Below are 17,158 nucleotides of genomic sequence, written 5' to 3'. Positions count from 1 at the left end.
TATACGGCATGAGTGTGTTTTTTATAATTAATAAAATATCAAAATCAACACGACATTTATATTTCGAATATTTCAAAGACATTGACCAGACAGCCCAGTATTTATTGTGCAATAAAACACAAACAGATACTGACAAAACAACCGAATTTATTTATACATCGACTATTTTACTTAATGCGATCACAATTTAAATAAAACATAATTTAAATCATCAAACCAATTTTTATAATGAAATTTTTAACTATCCAACCCAGGCAATATTGTTTATATGTAGGGTTGTTTGTGAACAAAATAATTTCAACATAATATACGAGGAGAGAAAATAAATCACTAAACTTTATATAAACAAAAAACAGAGCAGGTATAAAAATTCAACTATCAATAGGATAAACAGCATATGAACAATGTCGTTAAACGTTTTATAAAACCAAAAGTAACTTTTGGTTTATTACTTCCCCTAAGTATTCATGCCAACATTGCATTAGCAGATACAAACTCAATAGCTAATAATTGTCCTGATACTTTGGTAAATGCTGAAGGAAATAGTGTTTGTATCACGTCAATTAATAGTCCCTTGAAAGCACTTATTTTTGCCAATTCTTTATATAGTAAGCAAACAGGTAACAAGAAAATTGTTTTATCAGATAAAATGTTTGACAGGCTTTTCTTTAACAACTTACCTAAAAATCCAGCATGGTTTGTGGGCCTTTATACCGATATTCGCTCAATTGACGAAATACAAGGTCAACTTAAACCATTTGCAGAAACCGTTGTTTTTGCTGAAGCTGCAACATTATGGAATCGTTACACCGCCACCCAAAGTGGCTACCCTGCTAATAGAAACTTATATACAGAACTAGCTAGGCAGCTTGGTTATGAAAAAATGCGTACAATGGAAAACCACGCCCAACCTTGGAATGAAATTGCTAAAGGTATAGCTACTATTGACCGCGATATTTATACCACTGCTTTAAGAATTCATAGAACCAGTACTACTATGAAAGCGAAGTTTGCACTTGCAGCTCAATACCTTCGTGAAGATCTAAAAGCATCACAAGGTAACTCATGGGTAAGTTCATATCAGGCTATACTTGACCAATTTCTAGAAGATCCCACTCAGTTAACAAACAGCGAGAAAGGTATTTTACTTGATACCTTAAAAGCTAACCTTCATTCAGATGAATACCGTTGGAACAAGCCTATCCCTGGTGTCTTTCGTCTGGCACGGTTAGCATTTGACATGAAGTTTGCTGAAGCCAGTGATTACAATTATTTCCAGCGCCCCTTCCCCTACTCCGGTGCAGCTTGTTTACCCGATACCGGTAAGCATAAATTCGATGATTCATATACCACCAGGCTTTGTACTCCTGATATTTCCAATAAACTACTTTATCAACGCTGGTATCTTCACACCTATGATAGAGAATACATAGAACTAACTCGCCCCAGTGAGCCTAAAAAAACGAGCGGCCTAGCAAAATTAATTGGACTATTGTTTGCGTTTGAAGGACTAGGTGGGCTTGAACTTTTTGAAGCACTAGAAGCTGAAGCACTGGCTGAAGAGGAAGTAGTAACAAGTGAAGAAGCCGCTTTAGCTGAAGAAGAATATGCAGCTTCTCTTTGCAGATTATAGGAGACTTAATTATGTATAAAATTATTAGTGTATTTTCTTTAGTAATAAGCCAACTAGCATTCTCGGCAGTAGAATATCCCCAAATTACAGACAGTAGCTCTGAAGGAATAAAAAATAGAATGTTTAACAATTTACGACAAGCCTCCAGCTATACAGGTGAGGAACTAGCCTTAAATAAGGCTACACCTGAAACATGGACCCAAGCAAGAGAAGGGACTGTTGCCTACTGGGAAGTTCTTGACAAAAATACAAATGAAGTTGTAGACCAATTTTATAGCCGAAATGGTAGAGTTCCTAATCAAACCCTAAAAAGTCCTGAAAACCTTAATGCTCTAACTCAAGAACAACGTACTCGATTCGCTAGGTTCAACCCTAACTCAAAGATTCAACAAGATGTGGTGGTAGGTGATGCAAATAGGAAATTTGATGCAGAAATTAAAGCAATTCATCGGGTAGAGAGAAATGTTAATAATTTTGGTTATAAAAACAAAGCTGGTAAAACGTTAACGCAAGCTGATATTAAGTTAAGAGGAATGATAGATAAGTCCTCCTGTGTTGCCTGCCAACAATCCTTAGCAAAAGCAGAAGGCAAAGTTGCTAGTAAAATACAGGTATATACACCACAGGATGGAACTGAAATTAAAGCTAAAATTCGAACTGCTCGTATAGATGAACTTGAAGCAGCAGAGTCTGGCCAAGGAAGTATTACCAAAGGAGCTGTTTGTGAGTAAAGTTATTTATACTACCTTCACTACTTATACAGTAAGTGAATTTTAAACTGTTAGTAGAAAACCCCATTGGGAAATATCTCAATGGGGGTTGAGCGTTTAATACTGGTAGATAGTGTTTAACAGAAAAGTTACCTATCTTACCATTAGAGTTGAATTATGTTGGCCTTAAATTAGTATCACTAAGGTAAGGAGGGTTCATAATAGGCTATATTCTGGTTATAAAAATTGGTCTTAGCTTGGAAGCAATTGTCGTATTTATGCTTTATACAGTCGTATTGAAGCACTACTCAATACGACTATTGTCTAAAGATAGCTGCTCCAGGGATACTTTTTATAGGAAAAAAAGTAAATGAAAATGTTAGCTAAAGCAGCTGTTTTCGCTGCAGTAATAACCAGCACAAGTGCCTTCTCTTCAAGTTTTGTACAGTTAGGCAAGGAAGCAAATGACGCAGTTTACCATTTATCAAAATACTGTGCTGTAGAAATGGGGCAACTAAAACAAGCGTACCCTAGTTCTTGGATTGGCTCTGGCGGCAAGTGGTATAACGAAAATAATAATTATGGGTTTAGTTTTGACGTATTTTATGCCCCTTATTATTTTTCAACTGAGCGATTGGCAACTCTCTCTCTAAGCGCCAAATATATACCAAACCCACCAGCTGATGCACCAAACTATGAGTATACTTGTACGGTAAACTACAATTAAGTATACCCTTCACGAATGATTTCTAGGTTTTGTTATCTTCATTCCTCGCCCCAATCACCTATTATTTATAGGCTCATGGGGCTCGTCACTCGATAACCTCACCTAAAAGCCATTCGTATTGGGTATCTTAGTGTATCCAAATAATAGGGACAGGGTAGGCCATCCTGTCCCTAATCAATTAACTTAAAGATGACAATAGCCAGTCTCTAAATCGGCTAAATTCGTCATTATCTTCCTTGTCTTCCGTATAAGTTAAATAATGGAGTTTTTCCTTAAATATCACTTCTTGCTCAACTGGCCTGACTAATAGCCCCTGATCAACTAACGGCCCAACTAAATGATGCCAGCCTAATGACACGCCTTGGCGGCTTAATACCATTTGAATCAGCATATTATAGTCATTGGCATTAAATAAATGTTTGCCAGTGCGAGGGCGTTTATTTAATTGCATATCATAAAATGCAAACCACACAGACCAATCCACATGCTCAGCTATCTGGGCTCTACCATAAGGGCTTAGATTTAACAGAACCGTATCACTTAGCCCTACTAATGTATTAATATCGGGGTTTTCCGCTAAAAACTGTGGTGTACATACTGGGTAAATTATATCGTGAAATAATGGAACCGATCGATAGCCTTCACGAGGGTCAGTTACTTTATTAATAAAAACATCAGGATACACTCCAGGTTCCATTTTCAAAAAGTTTTCTGTGGTTACCACATTAATATCAATTTCAGGATTAGCGGCAAAAAAATCAGGCAATCGACGAGATAACCACAAGGCAGAAAATGCTGGCGAACAACAAATAGTAAGTACTTTTTTACTTGAATGAGCAGACTTAATTCTGTCTGCTGCCTGGGCAATATTCACAAACGACAGGTAAGCCGCATCATAAAAAATGGTGCCCGCTTCAGTGAGCTCCACTGCACGGCCTGCTCGTTTAAACAAGTCTACTCCCAGAGCAGCCTCTAGTTCACGAATCTGGCGGCTAATTGCTGCTTGGGTAACACATAATGCTTCTGCTGCACGGGTAAAATTTTGGTACTTGGCAGCAGCAACAAAAGATTTTACCGCTCTCAGCGAGGGCATTTTTACCAGGATTTTGTCGGGTTCTACATGTTTAACCATAACTTCTTGTTGTTAATATATTTGATAAAAAATCGTTTTGCTTCAACTATCAGTACCTCTAGACTGCAAGGCTAAACAGTTAGCCCGATATTTGATAATAAAAAACGCATGCAATACACGCTGCATTAGGAGTATCAAGCATGACTAGTAAATCAGCAACGCTGTCTCTGATCAACCAAAGAAAACCCCGCCACGGGCTTAGCCGTGAGCTGTATCTTAGTTCTGCGGTGTTTCAAGATGACTTGGAGCAGATTTGGCATCAAGAGTGGATTTTTGCTGGTCATACCTTTGAAATTGAAAAGCCTGGTGAATACATCACTTTACAGATAGGTAACTACCCTATCGTTGTTGTTAGAGATAGTAGTGGCGAAGTTCGTGCCTTCCACAATGCCTGTCGACATCGGGGATCGCGGGTTTGCTCAAAAGCCAAGGGAAAAGTGGCTAAGCTAGTCTGTCCCTATCACAGCTGGACCTTTGAACTAGATGGTAGGCTATTGTTTGCAGGCAATATGGGAGAGCGATTCAATAAAGATGACTATGGCTTATTACCAGCTCATTGTGAAATAGTTAACACCTATATTTATATATGTGTTGCTGAGCAAGCACCGAATTTCAGCCAGTTTCGTGATGCGGTTTCACCCTTTCTGTCACCCCATCAGTTGGATAACTGCAAAGTGGCTTATGAATCTAACCTAGTTGAGAAAGGTAACTGGAAGCTGGTATTTGAAAATAATCGCGAGTGTTATCACTGTGACGCCAACCACCCTGAATTATTAAACTCATTCGTTGAAAATCTCAGTGTTGCCGGTGTTGGTGGTGACGAAGACCCAGAGTTAAAAGTCCATTGGGAGAGCTGTGAAGCAGCTGGATTCCCTAGCCGTATGGTAATGGATCAACAGGGTCAATACCGCATGACTCGTATCCCACTTTTTAATAACGCCACCAGCTATACCATGAACGGTAAACCTGCTGTTAAAAAACGCTTAGATAATTCAAGTGAGCCAAATATTGGCGCACTACTGTACTTTAACTATCCATCAACCTGGAATCATTTCCTTGGCGACCATGCGCTTAGTTTTCGGGTTTTACCCTTAAACCCAGGCGAAACTCTGGTAACCACCAGATGGTTAGTCCATAAAGATGCCAAAGAAGGGATAGATTATGATCTGGAAAACTTAACCAAAGTTTGGCTTGCCACCAATGATCAGGACCGCCAGCTAGTCGAAGAAAGCTATCGCGGAGTAAGTTCACCTGCCTATATTCCAGGGCCTTTTTCTGATATTGCTGAAAATGGGGTGTGCCAGTTTGTTGATTGGTACTGCGATACCATGAAAAGCAAGCTAACAGATTAACCATAACGATATGTTATGGTTTTCACCCATCAAATGTCGTTGGACGCTTTGGGCGTAAATGAATAATTTATTACAAAAGCAACCAGCCTGATTGTAAGGCAGCACATGGAACACTTAATGTCAGTCGTTAAGTAATTTAGTGCAATAAGCAAATATAGGGTATAGCTACAGAATAATCATAACAATAGAGGGCAGCATGGCGGATTCCAGCGAAATACTCTCGATTAATAATATCTTCAAGGTATACGGCAATAAGCCTGCTGTTGCCATGGAAATGCTGAAGAATGGTGCAGATAAAGACGAAGTTTTTTTATCAACTGGGCAAACTGTCGGTGTTTTTGATGCCAGCTTCACTGTTAATAAAGGCGAGATATTTGTCATTATGGGGTTGTCTGGCTCCGGCAAATCTACGTTAGTACGCTTACTTAACCGACTGATAGAACCTACCTCTGGCACCATTAACCTCAATGGACGAGATATAACCCAACTGTCAGCTAAAGAATTACTGGATGTGCGCCGCAAAGAAATGAGCATGGTTTTTCAATCATTTGCGCTAATGCCCCATATGACGGTGTTAGAAAATGCGGCTTTTGGCCTTGATATATCTGGTATTTCAACGAAGGAAAAAAATACTCGTGCAGCGGCTGCACTAGAACAAGTTGGCTTGGCTGAACACAAAACCAGCTACCCCCATCAATTGTCGGGTGGTATGCAACAACGAGTTGGCCTGGCCCGCGCTTTAGCCAATGACCCCACCATCCTGTTGATGGATGAAGCCTTCTCTGCCCTGGACCCACTTATTCGCACTGAAATGCAGGATGAGTTAATTCGTTTGCAGCGGGAACAGGAAAGAACAGTTGTATTTATTTCCCACGATCTTGACGAAGCCATTCGCATTGGTGACCGCATTGCCATTATGGAAGGAGGACAGGTTGTTCAGGTAGATACACCAGAAACCATGCTGCGCAACCCAGCAAATGAATATGTTGCCAGCTTTTTTAACGGGGTAGATGTATCCAAAGTATTAAAAGCAGGCGATATAGCTGAAACAGACCCAAGAAGTATTATTAAACTAAACGGTAAAATTCACCCCCACCATGCTTGTGACAATATTCGCTTTGGTTACCTGGTTAATGAACGGAACAAGCTTCAAGGGATAATTTCTACAAGCGCCTTAAAACCAACTCTGACTGACTTTGAAAAACTATATCAACACCGAATGGATAACCACCTGACGGTTTATACCGATACCCCGCTAAAAGACATGTTTAATACTGTCGCTGATGCCCCTTACCCTGTGCCAGTCATCGATCGGCATGGCGTTTTTTACGGGACAATTTCCAAGCAACAGCTGTTACAGACGTTAAGCAAACAATAAAAAATTAAAATACAACATTCATAGTCAAAGCGAATGGTTTTTGGGGGCGGCCGTCGAGCGATGAGTTCCTGTAGCACTTTTATATAAATTAAGGCAGCTACCGCAAGTCTTGCTGTATCAGACTTGCCCCTATGAGTTTATGTTTTTATAAATGATTAGGGTGAAGAGCGACGACAACAAACCCTAAAAATCATTCGCGAAGAGTATAAAAAGGGAGAATCCATGTCAGACTGTAGTTTATTAGATCCCTTTCAGTGCCTGAGTATCCCCTTGGGAGAATGGGTTGAAGCAGCCCTTAACTATCTGGTCGATAATTTTCGTGGTTTTTTTCGCGGTATTCGTTGGCCCATAGACCAAGTATTAGATAGCATTGAATCGCTTTTACAAGCAGTTCCCCCTTTAATTAGCATTATTATTGCCTCGTTGGTTGGCTGGCAATTAGCAGGCAAAAAAATGGGCGCTTTTTGTGGTATTACACTTTTTTTATTAGGCCTGATTGGTGTTTGGTCTGAGTCTATGACCACCTTATCCCTGGTATTAACTGCTGTATTTTTCTGCACATTATTTGGCGTGCCCTTGGGAATACTCTGTGCCCGTCATGATCGGCTGGAGAAGATTATTCGGCCAATTCTAGATGCCATGCAAACCCTACCCGCCTTTGTATACCTGGTACCTGTTGTAATGCTGTTTGGTATAGGCAACGTACCTGGGGTGTTGGTGACTATAATCTTCGCTTTACCACCGCTGGTACGCTTAACCAATTTAGGTATTCGCCAGGTGCCAGCAGATAAAGTGGAAGCAGCCCTTGCATTTGGTTGCACACCTCGCCAAATGCTTTTCAAAGTGCAATTACCACTAGCCACACCCACCATTATGGCTGGCATGAACCAAACCTTAATGCTATCGCTATCCATGGTAGTGATAGCTTCAATGATATCCGTTGGTGGTCTTGGGCAAATGGTGCTACGAGGTATTGGCCGGCTAGACATGGGCTTAGCCACTGTAGGAGGAGTCGGGTTGGTATTGCTGGCGATTTTTCTTGATCGGCTAACCCAGGCAATTGGCGAACGCTCTGACGCTAATAACACCCTGCACTGGTATGAATCTGGCCCCATTGGCTGCCTGGTTTACTTGTATCGCAACAAACTCAGAAGTAGCTATGGCAACAAACTCAGTAACAGCCCTAGCCAATAAAAATAAAGCAACCACATATAGCCAAAGCGAATGGTTTTTAGGGGCGGCCGTCGAGCGATGAAGCCCCATGAGTTTATGTTTGTATAAATGATTGGGGTGAAGAGCGACGACAACAAACCCTAAAAATCATTCGAGAAGGGTATAATAAATTAGGAGTTATCTAATGCAGTATTCAATTAATAAATTATCTTTTAACCCACTACCGCTTTTAAAGCAGTGTACCAAAACAATCATAAAAACTACGGCAATCGCCGTATTACTTAGCCTGCCATTTACTACCATTCAGGCTGCTGAGCAACCAGGTGAAGGTAAATCAGTTACCCCAATCTTTCCTAATATTGCTGAAGAGCGTTTTCGTGGTGAAATTGTTATAGCAGGCTTGGAAGAGCTAGGTTATGAAGTGGAAAAACCCAAGGAAACTGAATATGCTGCCATGATGCTAGCGCTTGCCTACGGCGATGCAGATTTTAGTGTGCACCTTTGGGATATTTTACACGACAACTTCTACCAAAAAGCAGGAGGTGACAGAAGGCTGATAAAAGCCGGCACCACCATTCCAAGTGTGCTGCAAGGCTATTTAATTGATAAAAAAACCGCTGATAAATACAACATCCGCTCTCTGGCAGACTTCAAAAAACCTGAAATCGCTAAACTGTTTGATACCAATGACGATGGCAAAGCTGACCTGACAGGCTGTAACCCTGGCTGGGGTTGCGAGCAGGTTATTGATCACCATATCAAAGCTTATCAATTAAACAAAACCGTCAGCCATAACCGAGGGTCTTATTTTGCCTTAATGGCCGATACTATTGCTCGTTATAAACAGGGTAAACCGGTTCTGTATTACACCTGGATGCCACAGTGGATTTCAGGAGTGTTAGTCCCCGGAAAAGACGTGGAATGGCTGGAAGTGCCTTTTACTAGCCTACCAGAGGGAAATAATAATGCTAATACTCAATTTCAGGGGAAAAACCTAGGCTTTGCTGTTGATAAAGTCATGGCTGTCATGGGTAAAGATTTCGCTGCTGAAAACCCTGCTGCTAAAGCCTTTATTTCTCTAGTACAAATTTCTGCGAACGATGAGAGTGCTCAAAATTTAAAAATGCAAAACGGCGAAAAATCAGTTACCGACATTAAGCGCCATGCCAAAGAATGGATCACCGCACACCAAACTACGTTTGAAAATTGGTTAAAACAAGCACGCTTAGCAGCTAAAAAATAATGCATCTGTATCAATTTATACGTCAATTACAATTTAGCAATGTACCCCATCATACCCGGCAAATTATCAATCATTCATTGCTTGATATTATTGGGATCGCTGCGGGTGCTAGCCACAACCAAACCGCTCAACAGATAAAAAACTATGCGGTAAAGCACTATGCCCCTACTCATCTTTACTCTCGGTTATTATTTGATGGCCGCGCAGTACACCCCTTAGGGGCTGCCTGGGCAGGTGGCTTTATCGTTGATAGTTTGGATGCCCATGAAGGTCATTTCACATCGAAAGGTCATGCTGGGGCAACAGTGGTTCCGGCTTTATTTGCATTAGCAGATGCCTGCTGTAATCAAGGTCAGCAAATCAGCGGAAGTGAATTACTTGCAGCAATTACCATTGGATATGAAACAGCACTTCGAGCAGGCATCGCACTGATGAATAGCACAGTAGAATACCATGCTTCCGGTGCTTTTTCAGGTTTAGGTGTTGTCTGCGGTGGTGCTCGCTTGTTGAATTTAACTGAACAACAGTTTCAGCATGCCCTTGGTATTGCTGAATATTTCGGCCCCCGTTGTCCAATGATGCGACTTGTTGATTTCCCCTCAATGTTACGCGATGCCCACGGTGCCGGTGCTTACGCAGGAATCAATGCATTACTGCTGGCCCAAGAAGGTATAACTGGAGCCCCTGCAGAAACAGTTGCCATGAAAAATGTACAACACTACTGGGAAAATTTAGGCCAACACTGGGAAATTGATACTCAGTATTTTAAACCCTGGCCTGTCTGCCGCTGGGCACAACCTGCTTTAACTGCCACTACTCAGTTAATGAGTCAACATCCTGAAATTAATGCCAATAATATTGAAAATATCCGAATAGAAACTTTCCACGAATCCATGCGTTTGCAAGGGCATTTTCCAGTCAATGCAGATGAAGCTCAGTATAGCCTGGCATTTCCTGTCGCTGCATTAATCAGTCGAGGCCAGCTCGGACCATCTGAAGTAACCGGTGATGCTATTTATGCTGAAGATATTTTAGCTATCAGCCGTCGTATTGAAATTATCGAAGCAGATGATCTATCGGCGTGCTTTCCAGAAGCAATGCTATCACGAGTACACATTTCGCTAAAAAATAGCCACCAATATAGCAGCTCAAATACACCTGCCAAAGGCGATCCAAACACAGCGATGACTTCAGTAGAGTTTCATGAAAAATTCCAGTTATTAACATCCTGTCAATTCCCACAAACTCGTATTAATGTCATTAAAGAAGCTATAACCAACCTGGAACAAGCCAAAGACTGTAAAGCTTTACTACAACAAATTCTAAACCCTTAACTTACTTTTTATTAGACAATAGCCAAAGAGTGATTAAACCTGATAAGGTTATTAATTGAGTAGTCCTATAATGAAAAAAATTTATTAGTCATAGTCTAACAATGGATATCTATTCTTTTTTAGTAGAACAGCATGTTCGTTTTGAGCAATACGATCACCCACCTTTATATAGCTGTGAAGACGCCAATCGATTAACCTCTCACATTCCTGGAGCTAAAACCAAAAACTCGTTTTTGCGTGACCGTAAAGGTAAACGACATTTTTTGCTTGTAGTGAGCGACGACAAAACCATCAGTCTGGAAAAGTTAGCAACTCAACTGGCAGTCAATAAACTTAGTTTAGCCTCACCTGAACGCTTGAAAAAGTACTTAGGTATTAAGCCTGGTGCAGTTTCATTACTTAGTTTAGTGCACGACCCTTGTCATGTTGTTGAAGTGTTGATAGATGAAACCATATGGGCTTATCCAACAATACAGTGTCATCCACTAGTCAATACTGTAACACTCGTTATACCCAAACAAGATATTGAGAAATTTATGCATGCAACAGGACACAAATTAAAGTTAATTCATATATGTGAGTAACTCTAGTTTTCAAATATATAAAACTAATAGCAGCCCTAGCAAGACTCCATTTAAGACAAGCTATAATTATGAAGAAGTGGATAACAACTCGACTATAGAATGAAACAGAGCCTGAAAGTTCTTTTACTTATATCACTGCTGTTGACTTTCTCACATTCATCATTTTCAAGCAATCAACCAATTAAACTAGTCGGTGATTCCGCTTGGGAACCTTTTTACGGACCAAACTTACCTGAAGGGGGCTTTGTAATGGCACTAGTAGCAGCTGCATTTGCCGAATCAGACAGCAAGGTAAAAATAGCCTATGAACCCTGGTCCAGGGCACTATTATCAACTTTGAAAGGTTCTCATGATGCTGTTGTCGGTGCTTATTTTACTGAAGAACGAGCAAATCAGTTTCATTATTCTGAGGCATTTTACACTAATGAAATTATTTTACTTAGTCTAAAAAGCAAAAAGGTTAAATATAATGGAAACCTAAAAAGCTTAACTGCCTATAGAATTGGTATCGTACAAGATAATGCCTATACCCCTCAATTTGATAATGCTGATTATCTCCATAAAGAAGTCGTGGTACATCCTATTCAAAATATTCAAAAACTATTTTTAGGACGCATTGATATTTTGGTAGAGACTAAAGCCATTAAAGCCATTACTTTATATCTTACTAACAAGCACTATCCCAAACGCCTTCCTGAAATTCAGATTCTACAGCCGCCACTCTCTCAGAATGAATTACACCTGATTGTAGCTAAGAATAATCCTCATGCTCAGCTAATACTTACACATTTTAATCGTGGCCTTAAGAAAATACTTAAAAGTGGACAATATAAACAAATTCTACGAAGGTTTTTAGTCTCTTCTTAGCTCATCATATAACCGTGTCACCAACACAACTAACCACATCAATCGAAGTGTAGCAAAAGCCCTAAACGACTGATTTACGCCAAGAGAAAAGGCTATTTTTTATACAAAGATTAATGATAGTACGTGGACTCACAACTTGACTTACCTATCATAAGATAGTTTTCACAGTCGTCATTAGGCCTGTTAATTCTAATTTGGCTAGACTGCTTCACCTAATTAACGTAGTATCAATGTCCTATTCAACTTATTTGTATTCTATATAAAGTTAGACGTTTATTATGTATGTATTCTTCTGAGCAACACTAACTGAAAAAGTTTAGTTGACAAGCTCAACAAGCTAAGCTGTAGGCATCTTTAGTGAAACTAGAAACTAAAGTGATGTCTTCAAATAGTGCCGTTATTCGATATGACAGGTACTTTAGTTTTATTGCCTGAAAAAGTATAGGGCACCTAACTACGCTTCTGCTGACAACTAAACCTCCTACAAACACCTTGCTATAAATCCAAGGTGTGTATTGCATTTTTTCAGTTATTTTAGGTGTTCAAAAATATGGATACAAATGTTTTACTTTCATATGCACTGGTATGTGTTATTTCTGCTGCTACACCAGGACCTGGAACGTTAGCAGTATTAACTCAAAGTATTCGTTTCGGTTTAAGACAGACTTTGCCTTTAATTATAGGCATTCAATTAGGGCTGTTTCTTATTGCCATAGCAGCTGTAAGTGGATTAGCTGTTGTTTTGAAGAAATCAATAGTTTTATATAATGTTATTCAATTTGCAGGGTTAATTTACCTCTTATATCTCGGCGTTATTTCATTAGTCGCAGCATATAAAAATACTAAGGTATCAGAGCCTACAATGAGTAGCTTTTCGTTAAGGCATGGACTAATTATTACCTGTTTCAGCCCTAAAACCTTGTTATTCTTTGCTTCTTTTTTTCCTTTATTTATAAATAAAGAATTTGCTTATTTAGAGCAAGTTTCATGGCTTATTAGTATTTTGTTAATTATAACACTATCAGTTCATATACTTTACTCTATAGTTATGGAAAAAATCTCATGGATGGTTTATGAATACTCCCAAATTTTTAACTTAATAGTTGGAATTTCTTTTATTATTTTAGTAATTCTTCTGTTTATTAGTTAAATAAAAGGTAAAGTCCAGGGCCTGTAGTAAATACATAATCAGGCCCATCCAATTATTTCCTGCTCTAATTGAGACTTACTTCTTATTTAAAAACAAGTGATAATGTCAGGAGACGGTAATTATTGCTTATCAGGCATATTAGACTATCAAATCCTGTTATACGTACTTTTATTCCTATATTGGCCAAGTTAGATATGGATAAACAAAAGTAGCCCACAGCTCTAGGAATACATATAGCCCCTAACTTAACAGCTTACTTACCGCCTCTGCTAACTCTTCATCATGCACCATTAAGGGTTTTAATCGCTCTGCCCGTAGCCATAAAATATCAACTAACGTCATCGCTTTATAATCACCAGGACTGACCCCTGTTAACAGTGATAGTGCCGTTACATGTTCACCAGGCCCTAATAGTTTTTTATATTTTTTACCTTTATGCTCTTCCTGTACTTGAACAGATCCACGGGCAATAATACCTAAAGCAGAAAAAGGCTTACCTTGTCTTAATATCCATTCACCACTGCTATATAAACCATGTTCCATGGCATTATTTAAGTTATTTCGAGTGGTTTCAGATAATTCCTTGCACCAGGATAATTGCCCTAATAACTGGCCCGGTGTGAATGGAGCAGAAAAACTTGACATTTTCTGCAGAGTTTTCATCCTTGCTTCTACATGCTTAATCATCCGTTTAGCTTCAGGAGAGTCTAGGACAGCTTGCTTAAGTTGCTCTCGTATAACTGCACGTTCTCGATTTAATAACAAACGAATGGCTGAATGGGTTTCCAGGGTATGAACAATTTCTGGAAAAGTTTCTCTTAGTTGCTGAATATATTCAAGGGTTTTCTTTTTATTTTCTTTCACTAGTAAGTTCACTTTAGTAGCTTCTGCTTCGTCAGGTGCTAGGCTGTTAATATGGTTTTCTAAACTATCTTGGGCTTGAATAAATCCTCTAGCAATTTCATAACCCAGTGCCAAGCGTGAAAAGCTTAATCTCAACGCTAGTTTCTTTAAACCTTTTACATTACGTAGCATATGCAACAAAGGTGGAGTATCCCATACTTTGTATAATGACTCCCGAGGTGCAATTACCGGCTCACCATCCAAAGCATGCTCGACTGCTTCAACTAATTTATTAGTTGACTGTTTACCTAAAGTACCTTGCTCAAACTGATGCCAATAGTGACGGCGCTCTGTTTCAAGTAGTCGTCTTCTGAAAGCAACTGATAAATCACTATCACTGATTGTATCTGATTCTTTTTCAGGTTCAGCTATTTCTGTTGGCTTTAACAAACCAGTAGTATGTTTTACTTCATCCCAATCAGCACCTTTTAAAAATTCATTTTCAACTAGCACAGGTAACATGCTAGTTAATTCTTCATTAATTTTTGATTGGGCTTTATCTACCGTGGCTTGCTTAGCTGGAGGTAGTTGATCTAACTTTAGTTTTTTTAATACCCAGCCCATGCTGGCACCATTAATTAATATGGTAAATACTACTATTCCAGCACACAAAAATAATATTTGATCACGTACATCCCTGGGTAATATATCATCCTGAGCAATAATTAATGCTAGCGCCAATGAGACAGCCCCTCTTAACCCACCCCACACTAACACAATTGCTTTTTCTCGGGTAATTCCAATGCCTATTCGTTTTAGCAGTGGCATAAATAAAGTCACAGCAAGTGCACGTATAACTTGAATACCTACATATAAAATAACCAACGCTATCCAAGCATTGATATCATCCAAATGTACTCTTGCTGCAATTAATACCCCTACTAATAAAAAAATTAAAGTATTGGCAATATGCGCCATCATTTCCCAAAAGCTATGGAGAAACTCTGCCACTTCTGGTGATATTCTCGTACGCCCAATACCAGCAAAGATAAGCGCTAAAGTAACAACTGCCACAATACCAGAAACATGCATTTGCTCTGCAGCAAAATAAACTAAATAAGCAGTAGCAATTGACAAGGTAATTTCTATCATTGGGTCATTAAAAACCCTACCAATCCATGCCATTACTAAAAATCCAGCCAAAACTCCCAAAATCAAACCAATACTCACCACCCAGGTGAAATCACCTGCTACCCCCAAAATATTAACGCTTTCTTGCTCACTAATTGCCACCGCCCAACCATAAAATAATGAAAAAAATACAATCGCAGTGCCATCATTAAGTAAAGACTCCCCTTCTATTAAAGTTTCCAGTCGCTTTCGCGAACTCACTTCTTTTAACATAGCCACAACAGCTACAGGATCCGTAGCACTGATCATGGCTCCAAACATTAAACACAAAGCCCAACTCCACTCCCATGGAAACGTCCATTTAGCCAGAGCAGCAGTCAAAGTTGTGGCCACAATTAATCCGGGAACAGCTAATAAAGCAATTTGTGCAAAAATTCTTCTAAATAGATGAACTTCAAGAGAGAATGCGCTTTCGAAAATTAACGTAGGTAAAAATAAAAATAAAATTAAATGCGGGTCAACCTCTGCTACTAGTTTTAATGTTCCATCCAATAGTGGAATGTGCTCCGTAAAAAAGCCACTACGTTGAATTAACCCAAGCCCAAGACCAATAACCAGTAAACATACAGAGTAAGGCATTTGAGTGCCTTTAATAATATTCCTCAGTGCAGCTCCTATAAGTAAGGCAATAATGATAAAAACTAATACGGAGATACCTGTATCATACTGCATGGTTACAACTTAACATTAGTAAGCACTGAAGATCAGTACTATTGTTATAGTATCGATATGCTATTGAGCAAAGGTTTATAGCTTTAGCTATACCTTCTTAATTATGATAGCTAATTCAACCGGTATAAGTGAGTTTATAATGGCTTATACAGCACCAATCAACGACATTAAAATACCTGATAAGCGTCAATTAATTAACTCCATCAATGATATATGCTTACTTTATTTAACCAGTAAACTTACGAAAACAGATTATCGTATTACCATTGAGGGGAGCTGGCCAACAACTGAAGAAATTGATCTTCCTTACCTCTACTTTGAAAATATTAATATGCCTAAAGCTAAAGATGCTGGTTATATTATCGAAACAAAAGCCGTTTTTAATTACTTTAATCAATATCCAGAAATAACAGATGAGATGTTTAATTATGAGTTGAGAGCACTTGCTCGCAGCTTTTGTGTGCCAGGCTCTGTATGGCACTGCTTAGGTTTTAGCTACTTTTCTTTTGATTTTTTATTTGCATCAAGAATTAATGAGTATTCCCGACAAGTTAGCTTCCCTCCAGACTATCAGTATTTAACTGATAAGCAATTTCCTTATTATGCTTGCTTACAACTAGCAGAAAAAGAAGTAACAGGGGTGGTTTTAGGCAAAGAGCACGGTCAACTTATTTTCAGATTTTTTGAAGATTATACAGGGGCAGCTCCCCAATGGCTGCCTAGTACAGGTGATGAACTCTATATTGATGATGCCAACCAGCATTCTATTGTGCTGTTCGAACATGATTTACTACTAGTACCAGAAGAAACCACTATTATTCCTGATTTCTTTAGTGAACAGGCTACAGATATCTCTGAAGAAGCCATCACAGCTCATTTTTCCAATCTTTTTTTACACACAACGCCACATAAACTCGATATAACAGCCAAAGCCAATAATGTCGTTTCATTACAACCGATCAGGCAGCATTATCAAGCTGCTGAAACCGAAGACCTATCAGTAATCACTCATGAAGCTGATGAACCAACCACTGAAGGATTGTTAACAGTTTTGATTCTTGCCATCTGCCTCGCAGTATCCGCTTTCCTTTTTGAAGCCTATGTTCTGTAATTCAAATCAAAAGCTCAGTAAAATACCCAGCTTCAATTTGAATATAGACTTAACGATA

At 39.1% G+C, this 17,158-nt stretch carries 14 protein-coding genes; 12 read left to right on the top strand and 2 right to left on the bottom strand.

Features of this window, described 5'->3' with window-relative positions; genetic code table 11:
- Nucleotides 1-397: 397 nt before the first annotated feature.
- The 3 genes from G4Y78_RS00965 to G4Y78_RS00955 all read left to right on the top strand — a co-directional run bounded on the left by G4Y78_RS00965 (nt 398) and on the right by G4Y78_RS00955 (nt 3,070).
- The gene (locus G4Y78_RS00965; protein ID WP_163830823.1) at nt 398-1,633 is read left to right on the top strand and encodes a hypothetical protein; all 1,236 of its coding nucleotides are present in this window, start codon (nt 398-400) and stop codon (nt 1,631-1,633) included.
- Between the two features lie 11 nt (nt 1,634-1,644).
- Complete coding sequence (locus G4Y78_RS00960; RefSeq protein WP_163830821.1) at nt 1,645-2,364, top strand: hypothetical protein; 720 nt, start codon at nt 1,645-1,647, stop codon at nt 2,362-2,364.
- A gap of 349 nt (nt 2,365-2,713) precedes the next feature.
- Nucleotides 2,714-3,070, top strand: a complete 357-nt coding sequence (locus tag G4Y78_RS00955) for a hypothetical protein (RefSeq protein ID WP_163830820.1) — start codon at nt 2,714-2,716, stop codon at nt 3,068-3,070.
- Nucleotides 3,071-3,248: 178 nt separating this feature from the next.
- Here G4Y78_RS00955 and G4Y78_RS00950 read toward each other — a convergent pair whose 3' ends face one another.
- A complete protein-coding gene (locus tag G4Y78_RS00950; protein WP_163830818.1) occupies nt 3,249-4,202 on the bottom strand; it encodes a LysR family transcriptional regulator in 954 nt (317 codons plus the stop codon).
- A 140-nt stretch (nt 4,203-4,342) separates the two neighbouring features.
- Between G4Y78_RS00950 and G4Y78_RS00945 the strand changes: the two genes are divergently transcribed.
- The 8 genes from G4Y78_RS00945 to G4Y78_RS00910 all read left to right on the top strand — a co-directional run bounded on the left by G4Y78_RS00945 (nt 4,343) and on the right by G4Y78_RS00910 (nt 13,283).
- A complete protein-coding gene (locus G4Y78_RS00945; protein ID WP_163830815.1) occupies nt 4,343-5,554 on the top strand; it encodes an aromatic ring-hydroxylating oxygenase subunit alpha in 1,212 nt (403 codons plus the stop codon).
- A gap of 196 nt (nt 5,555-5,750) precedes the next feature.
- Nucleotides 5,751-6,932, top strand: coding sequence for a glycine betaine/L-proline ABC transporter ATP-binding protein ProV (gene proV, locus G4Y78_RS00940; protein WP_163830814.1), 1,182 nt, complete (start codon nt 5,751-5,753; stop codon nt 6,930-6,932).
- A 222-nt stretch (nt 6,933-7,154) separates the two neighbouring features.
- A complete protein-coding gene (gene proW / locus G4Y78_RS00935) occupies nt 7,155-8,126 on the top strand; it encodes a glycine betaine/L-proline ABC transporter permease ProW (RefSeq protein ID WP_163830813.1) in 972 nt (323 codons plus the stop codon).
- Nucleotides 8,127-8,289: 163 nt separating this feature from the next.
- The gene (proX, locus tag G4Y78_RS00930; protein WP_163830812.1) at nt 8,290-9,348 is read left to right on the top strand and encodes a glycine betaine/L-proline ABC transporter substrate-binding protein ProX; all 1,059 of its coding nucleotides are present in this window, start codon (nt 8,290-8,292) and stop codon (nt 9,346-9,348) included.
- Nucleotides 9,348-10,682: an MmgE/PrpD family protein gene (locus G4Y78_RS00925; RefSeq protein ID WP_163830811.1), complete on the top strand. Its 1,335-nt coding sequence runs from the start codon at nt 9,348-9,350 to the stop codon at nt 10,680-10,682. The genes proX and G4Y78_RS00925 overlap by 1 nt, the downstream gene beginning before the upstream one ends.
- A 101-nt stretch (nt 10,683-10,783) precedes the next feature.
- Nucleotides 10,784-11,266 carry a prolyl-tRNA synthetase associated domain-containing protein gene (locus G4Y78_RS00920; RefSeq protein ID WP_163830810.1) on the top strand — a complete coding sequence of 161 codons (483 nt, stop codon included), beginning with the start codon at nt 10,784-10,786 and terminating at the stop codon, nt 11,264-11,266.
- 99 nt (nt 11,267-11,365) lie between these two features.
- Nucleotides 11,366-12,133, top strand: a complete 768-nt coding sequence (locus G4Y78_RS00915) for a substrate-binding periplasmic protein (RefSeq protein WP_163830809.1) — start codon at nt 11,366-11,368, stop codon at nt 12,131-12,133.
- Nucleotides 12,134-12,683: 550 nt separating this feature from the next.
- Nucleotides 12,684-13,283 (top strand): LysE family translocator, encoded by a 600-nt coding sequence (locus G4Y78_RS00910; protein ID WP_163830808.1) that lies wholly within the window; start codon nt 12,684-12,686, stop codon nt 13,281-13,283.
- A gap of 240 nt (nt 13,284-13,523) precedes the next feature.
- On the opposite strand, the gene G4Y78_RS00905 is transcribed toward G4Y78_RS00910, so the two are convergent.
- The gene (locus G4Y78_RS00905; RefSeq protein WP_163830807.1) at nt 13,524-15,989 is read right to left on the bottom strand and encodes a cation:proton antiporter; all 2,466 of its coding nucleotides are present in this window, start codon (nt 15,987-15,989) and stop codon (nt 13,524-13,526) included.
- A 139-nt stretch (nt 15,990-16,128) separates the two neighbouring features.
- Between G4Y78_RS00905 and G4Y78_RS00900 the strand changes: the two genes are divergently transcribed.
- Nucleotides 16,129-17,100: a hypothetical protein gene (locus tag G4Y78_RS00900; RefSeq protein WP_163830806.1), complete on the top strand. Its 972-nt coding sequence runs from the start codon at nt 16,129-16,131 to the stop codon at nt 17,098-17,100.
- Nucleotides 17,101-17,158: the final 58 nt, after the last annotated feature.

Source organism: Spartinivicinus ruber (genome assembly GCF_011009015.1).
GTDB classification, from domain to species: domain Bacteria; phylum Pseudomonadota; class Gammaproteobacteria; order Pseudomonadales; family Zooshikellaceae; genus Spartinivicinus; species Spartinivicinus ruber.
Note: the sequence above shows the minus strand (reverse complement) of the source record. Positions and strands in the feature narration are given on the sequence as shown.

What these genes read in the sequence shown, in the direction of transcription:
- G4Y78_RS00965 (WP_163830823.1), top strand. Translation starts at nt 398, where the DNA reads ATGAACAATGTCGTTAAACGTTTTATAAAACCAAAAGTAACTTTTGGT.
- G4Y78_RS00960 (WP_163830821.1), top strand. Translation starts at nt 1,645, where the DNA reads ATGTATAAAATTATTAGTGTATTTTCTTTAGTAATAAGCCAACTAGCA.
- G4Y78_RS00955 (WP_163830820.1), top strand. Translation starts at nt 2,714, where the DNA reads ATGAAAATGTTAGCTAAAGCAGCTGTTTTCGCTGCAGTAATAACCAGC.
- G4Y78_RS00950 (WP_163830818.1), bottom strand. Translation starts at nt 4,202, where the DNA reads ATGGTTAAACATGTAGAACCCGACAAAATCCTGGTAAAAATGCCCTCG.
- G4Y78_RS00945 (WP_163830815.1), top strand. Translation starts at nt 4,343, where the DNA reads ATGACTAGTAAATCAGCAACGCTGTCTCTGATCAACCAAAGAAAACCC.
- proV (WP_163830814.1), top strand. Translation starts at nt 5,751, where the DNA reads ATGGCGGATTCCAGCGAAATACTCTCGATTAATAATATCTTCAAGGTA.
- proW (WP_163830813.1), top strand. Translation starts at nt 7,155, where the DNA reads ATGTCAGACTGTAGTTTATTAGATCCCTTTCAGTGCCTGAGTATCCCC.
- proX (WP_163830812.1), top strand. Translation starts at nt 8,290, where the DNA reads ATGCAGTATTCAATTAATAAATTATCTTTTAACCCACTACCGCTTTTA.
- G4Y78_RS00925 (WP_163830811.1), top strand. Translation starts at nt 9,348, where the DNA reads ATGCATCTGTATCAATTTATACGTCAATTACAATTTAGCAATGTACCC.
- G4Y78_RS00920 (WP_163830810.1), top strand. Translation starts at nt 10,784, where the DNA reads ATGGATATCTATTCTTTTTTAGTAGAACAGCATGTTCGTTTTGAGCAA.
- G4Y78_RS00915 (WP_163830809.1), top strand. Translation starts at nt 11,366, where the DNA reads ATGAAACAGAGCCTGAAAGTTCTTTTACTTATATCACTGCTGTTGACT.
- G4Y78_RS00910 (WP_163830808.1), top strand. Translation starts at nt 12,684, where the DNA reads ATGGATACAAATGTTTTACTTTCATATGCACTGGTATGTGTTATTTCT.
- G4Y78_RS00905 (WP_163830807.1), bottom strand. Translation starts at nt 15,989, where the DNA reads ATGCAGTATGATACAGGTATCTCCGTATTAGTTTTTATCATTATTGCC.
- G4Y78_RS00900 (WP_163830806.1), top strand. Translation starts at nt 16,129, where the DNA reads ATGGCTTATACAGCACCAATCAACGACATTAAAATACCTGATAAGCGT.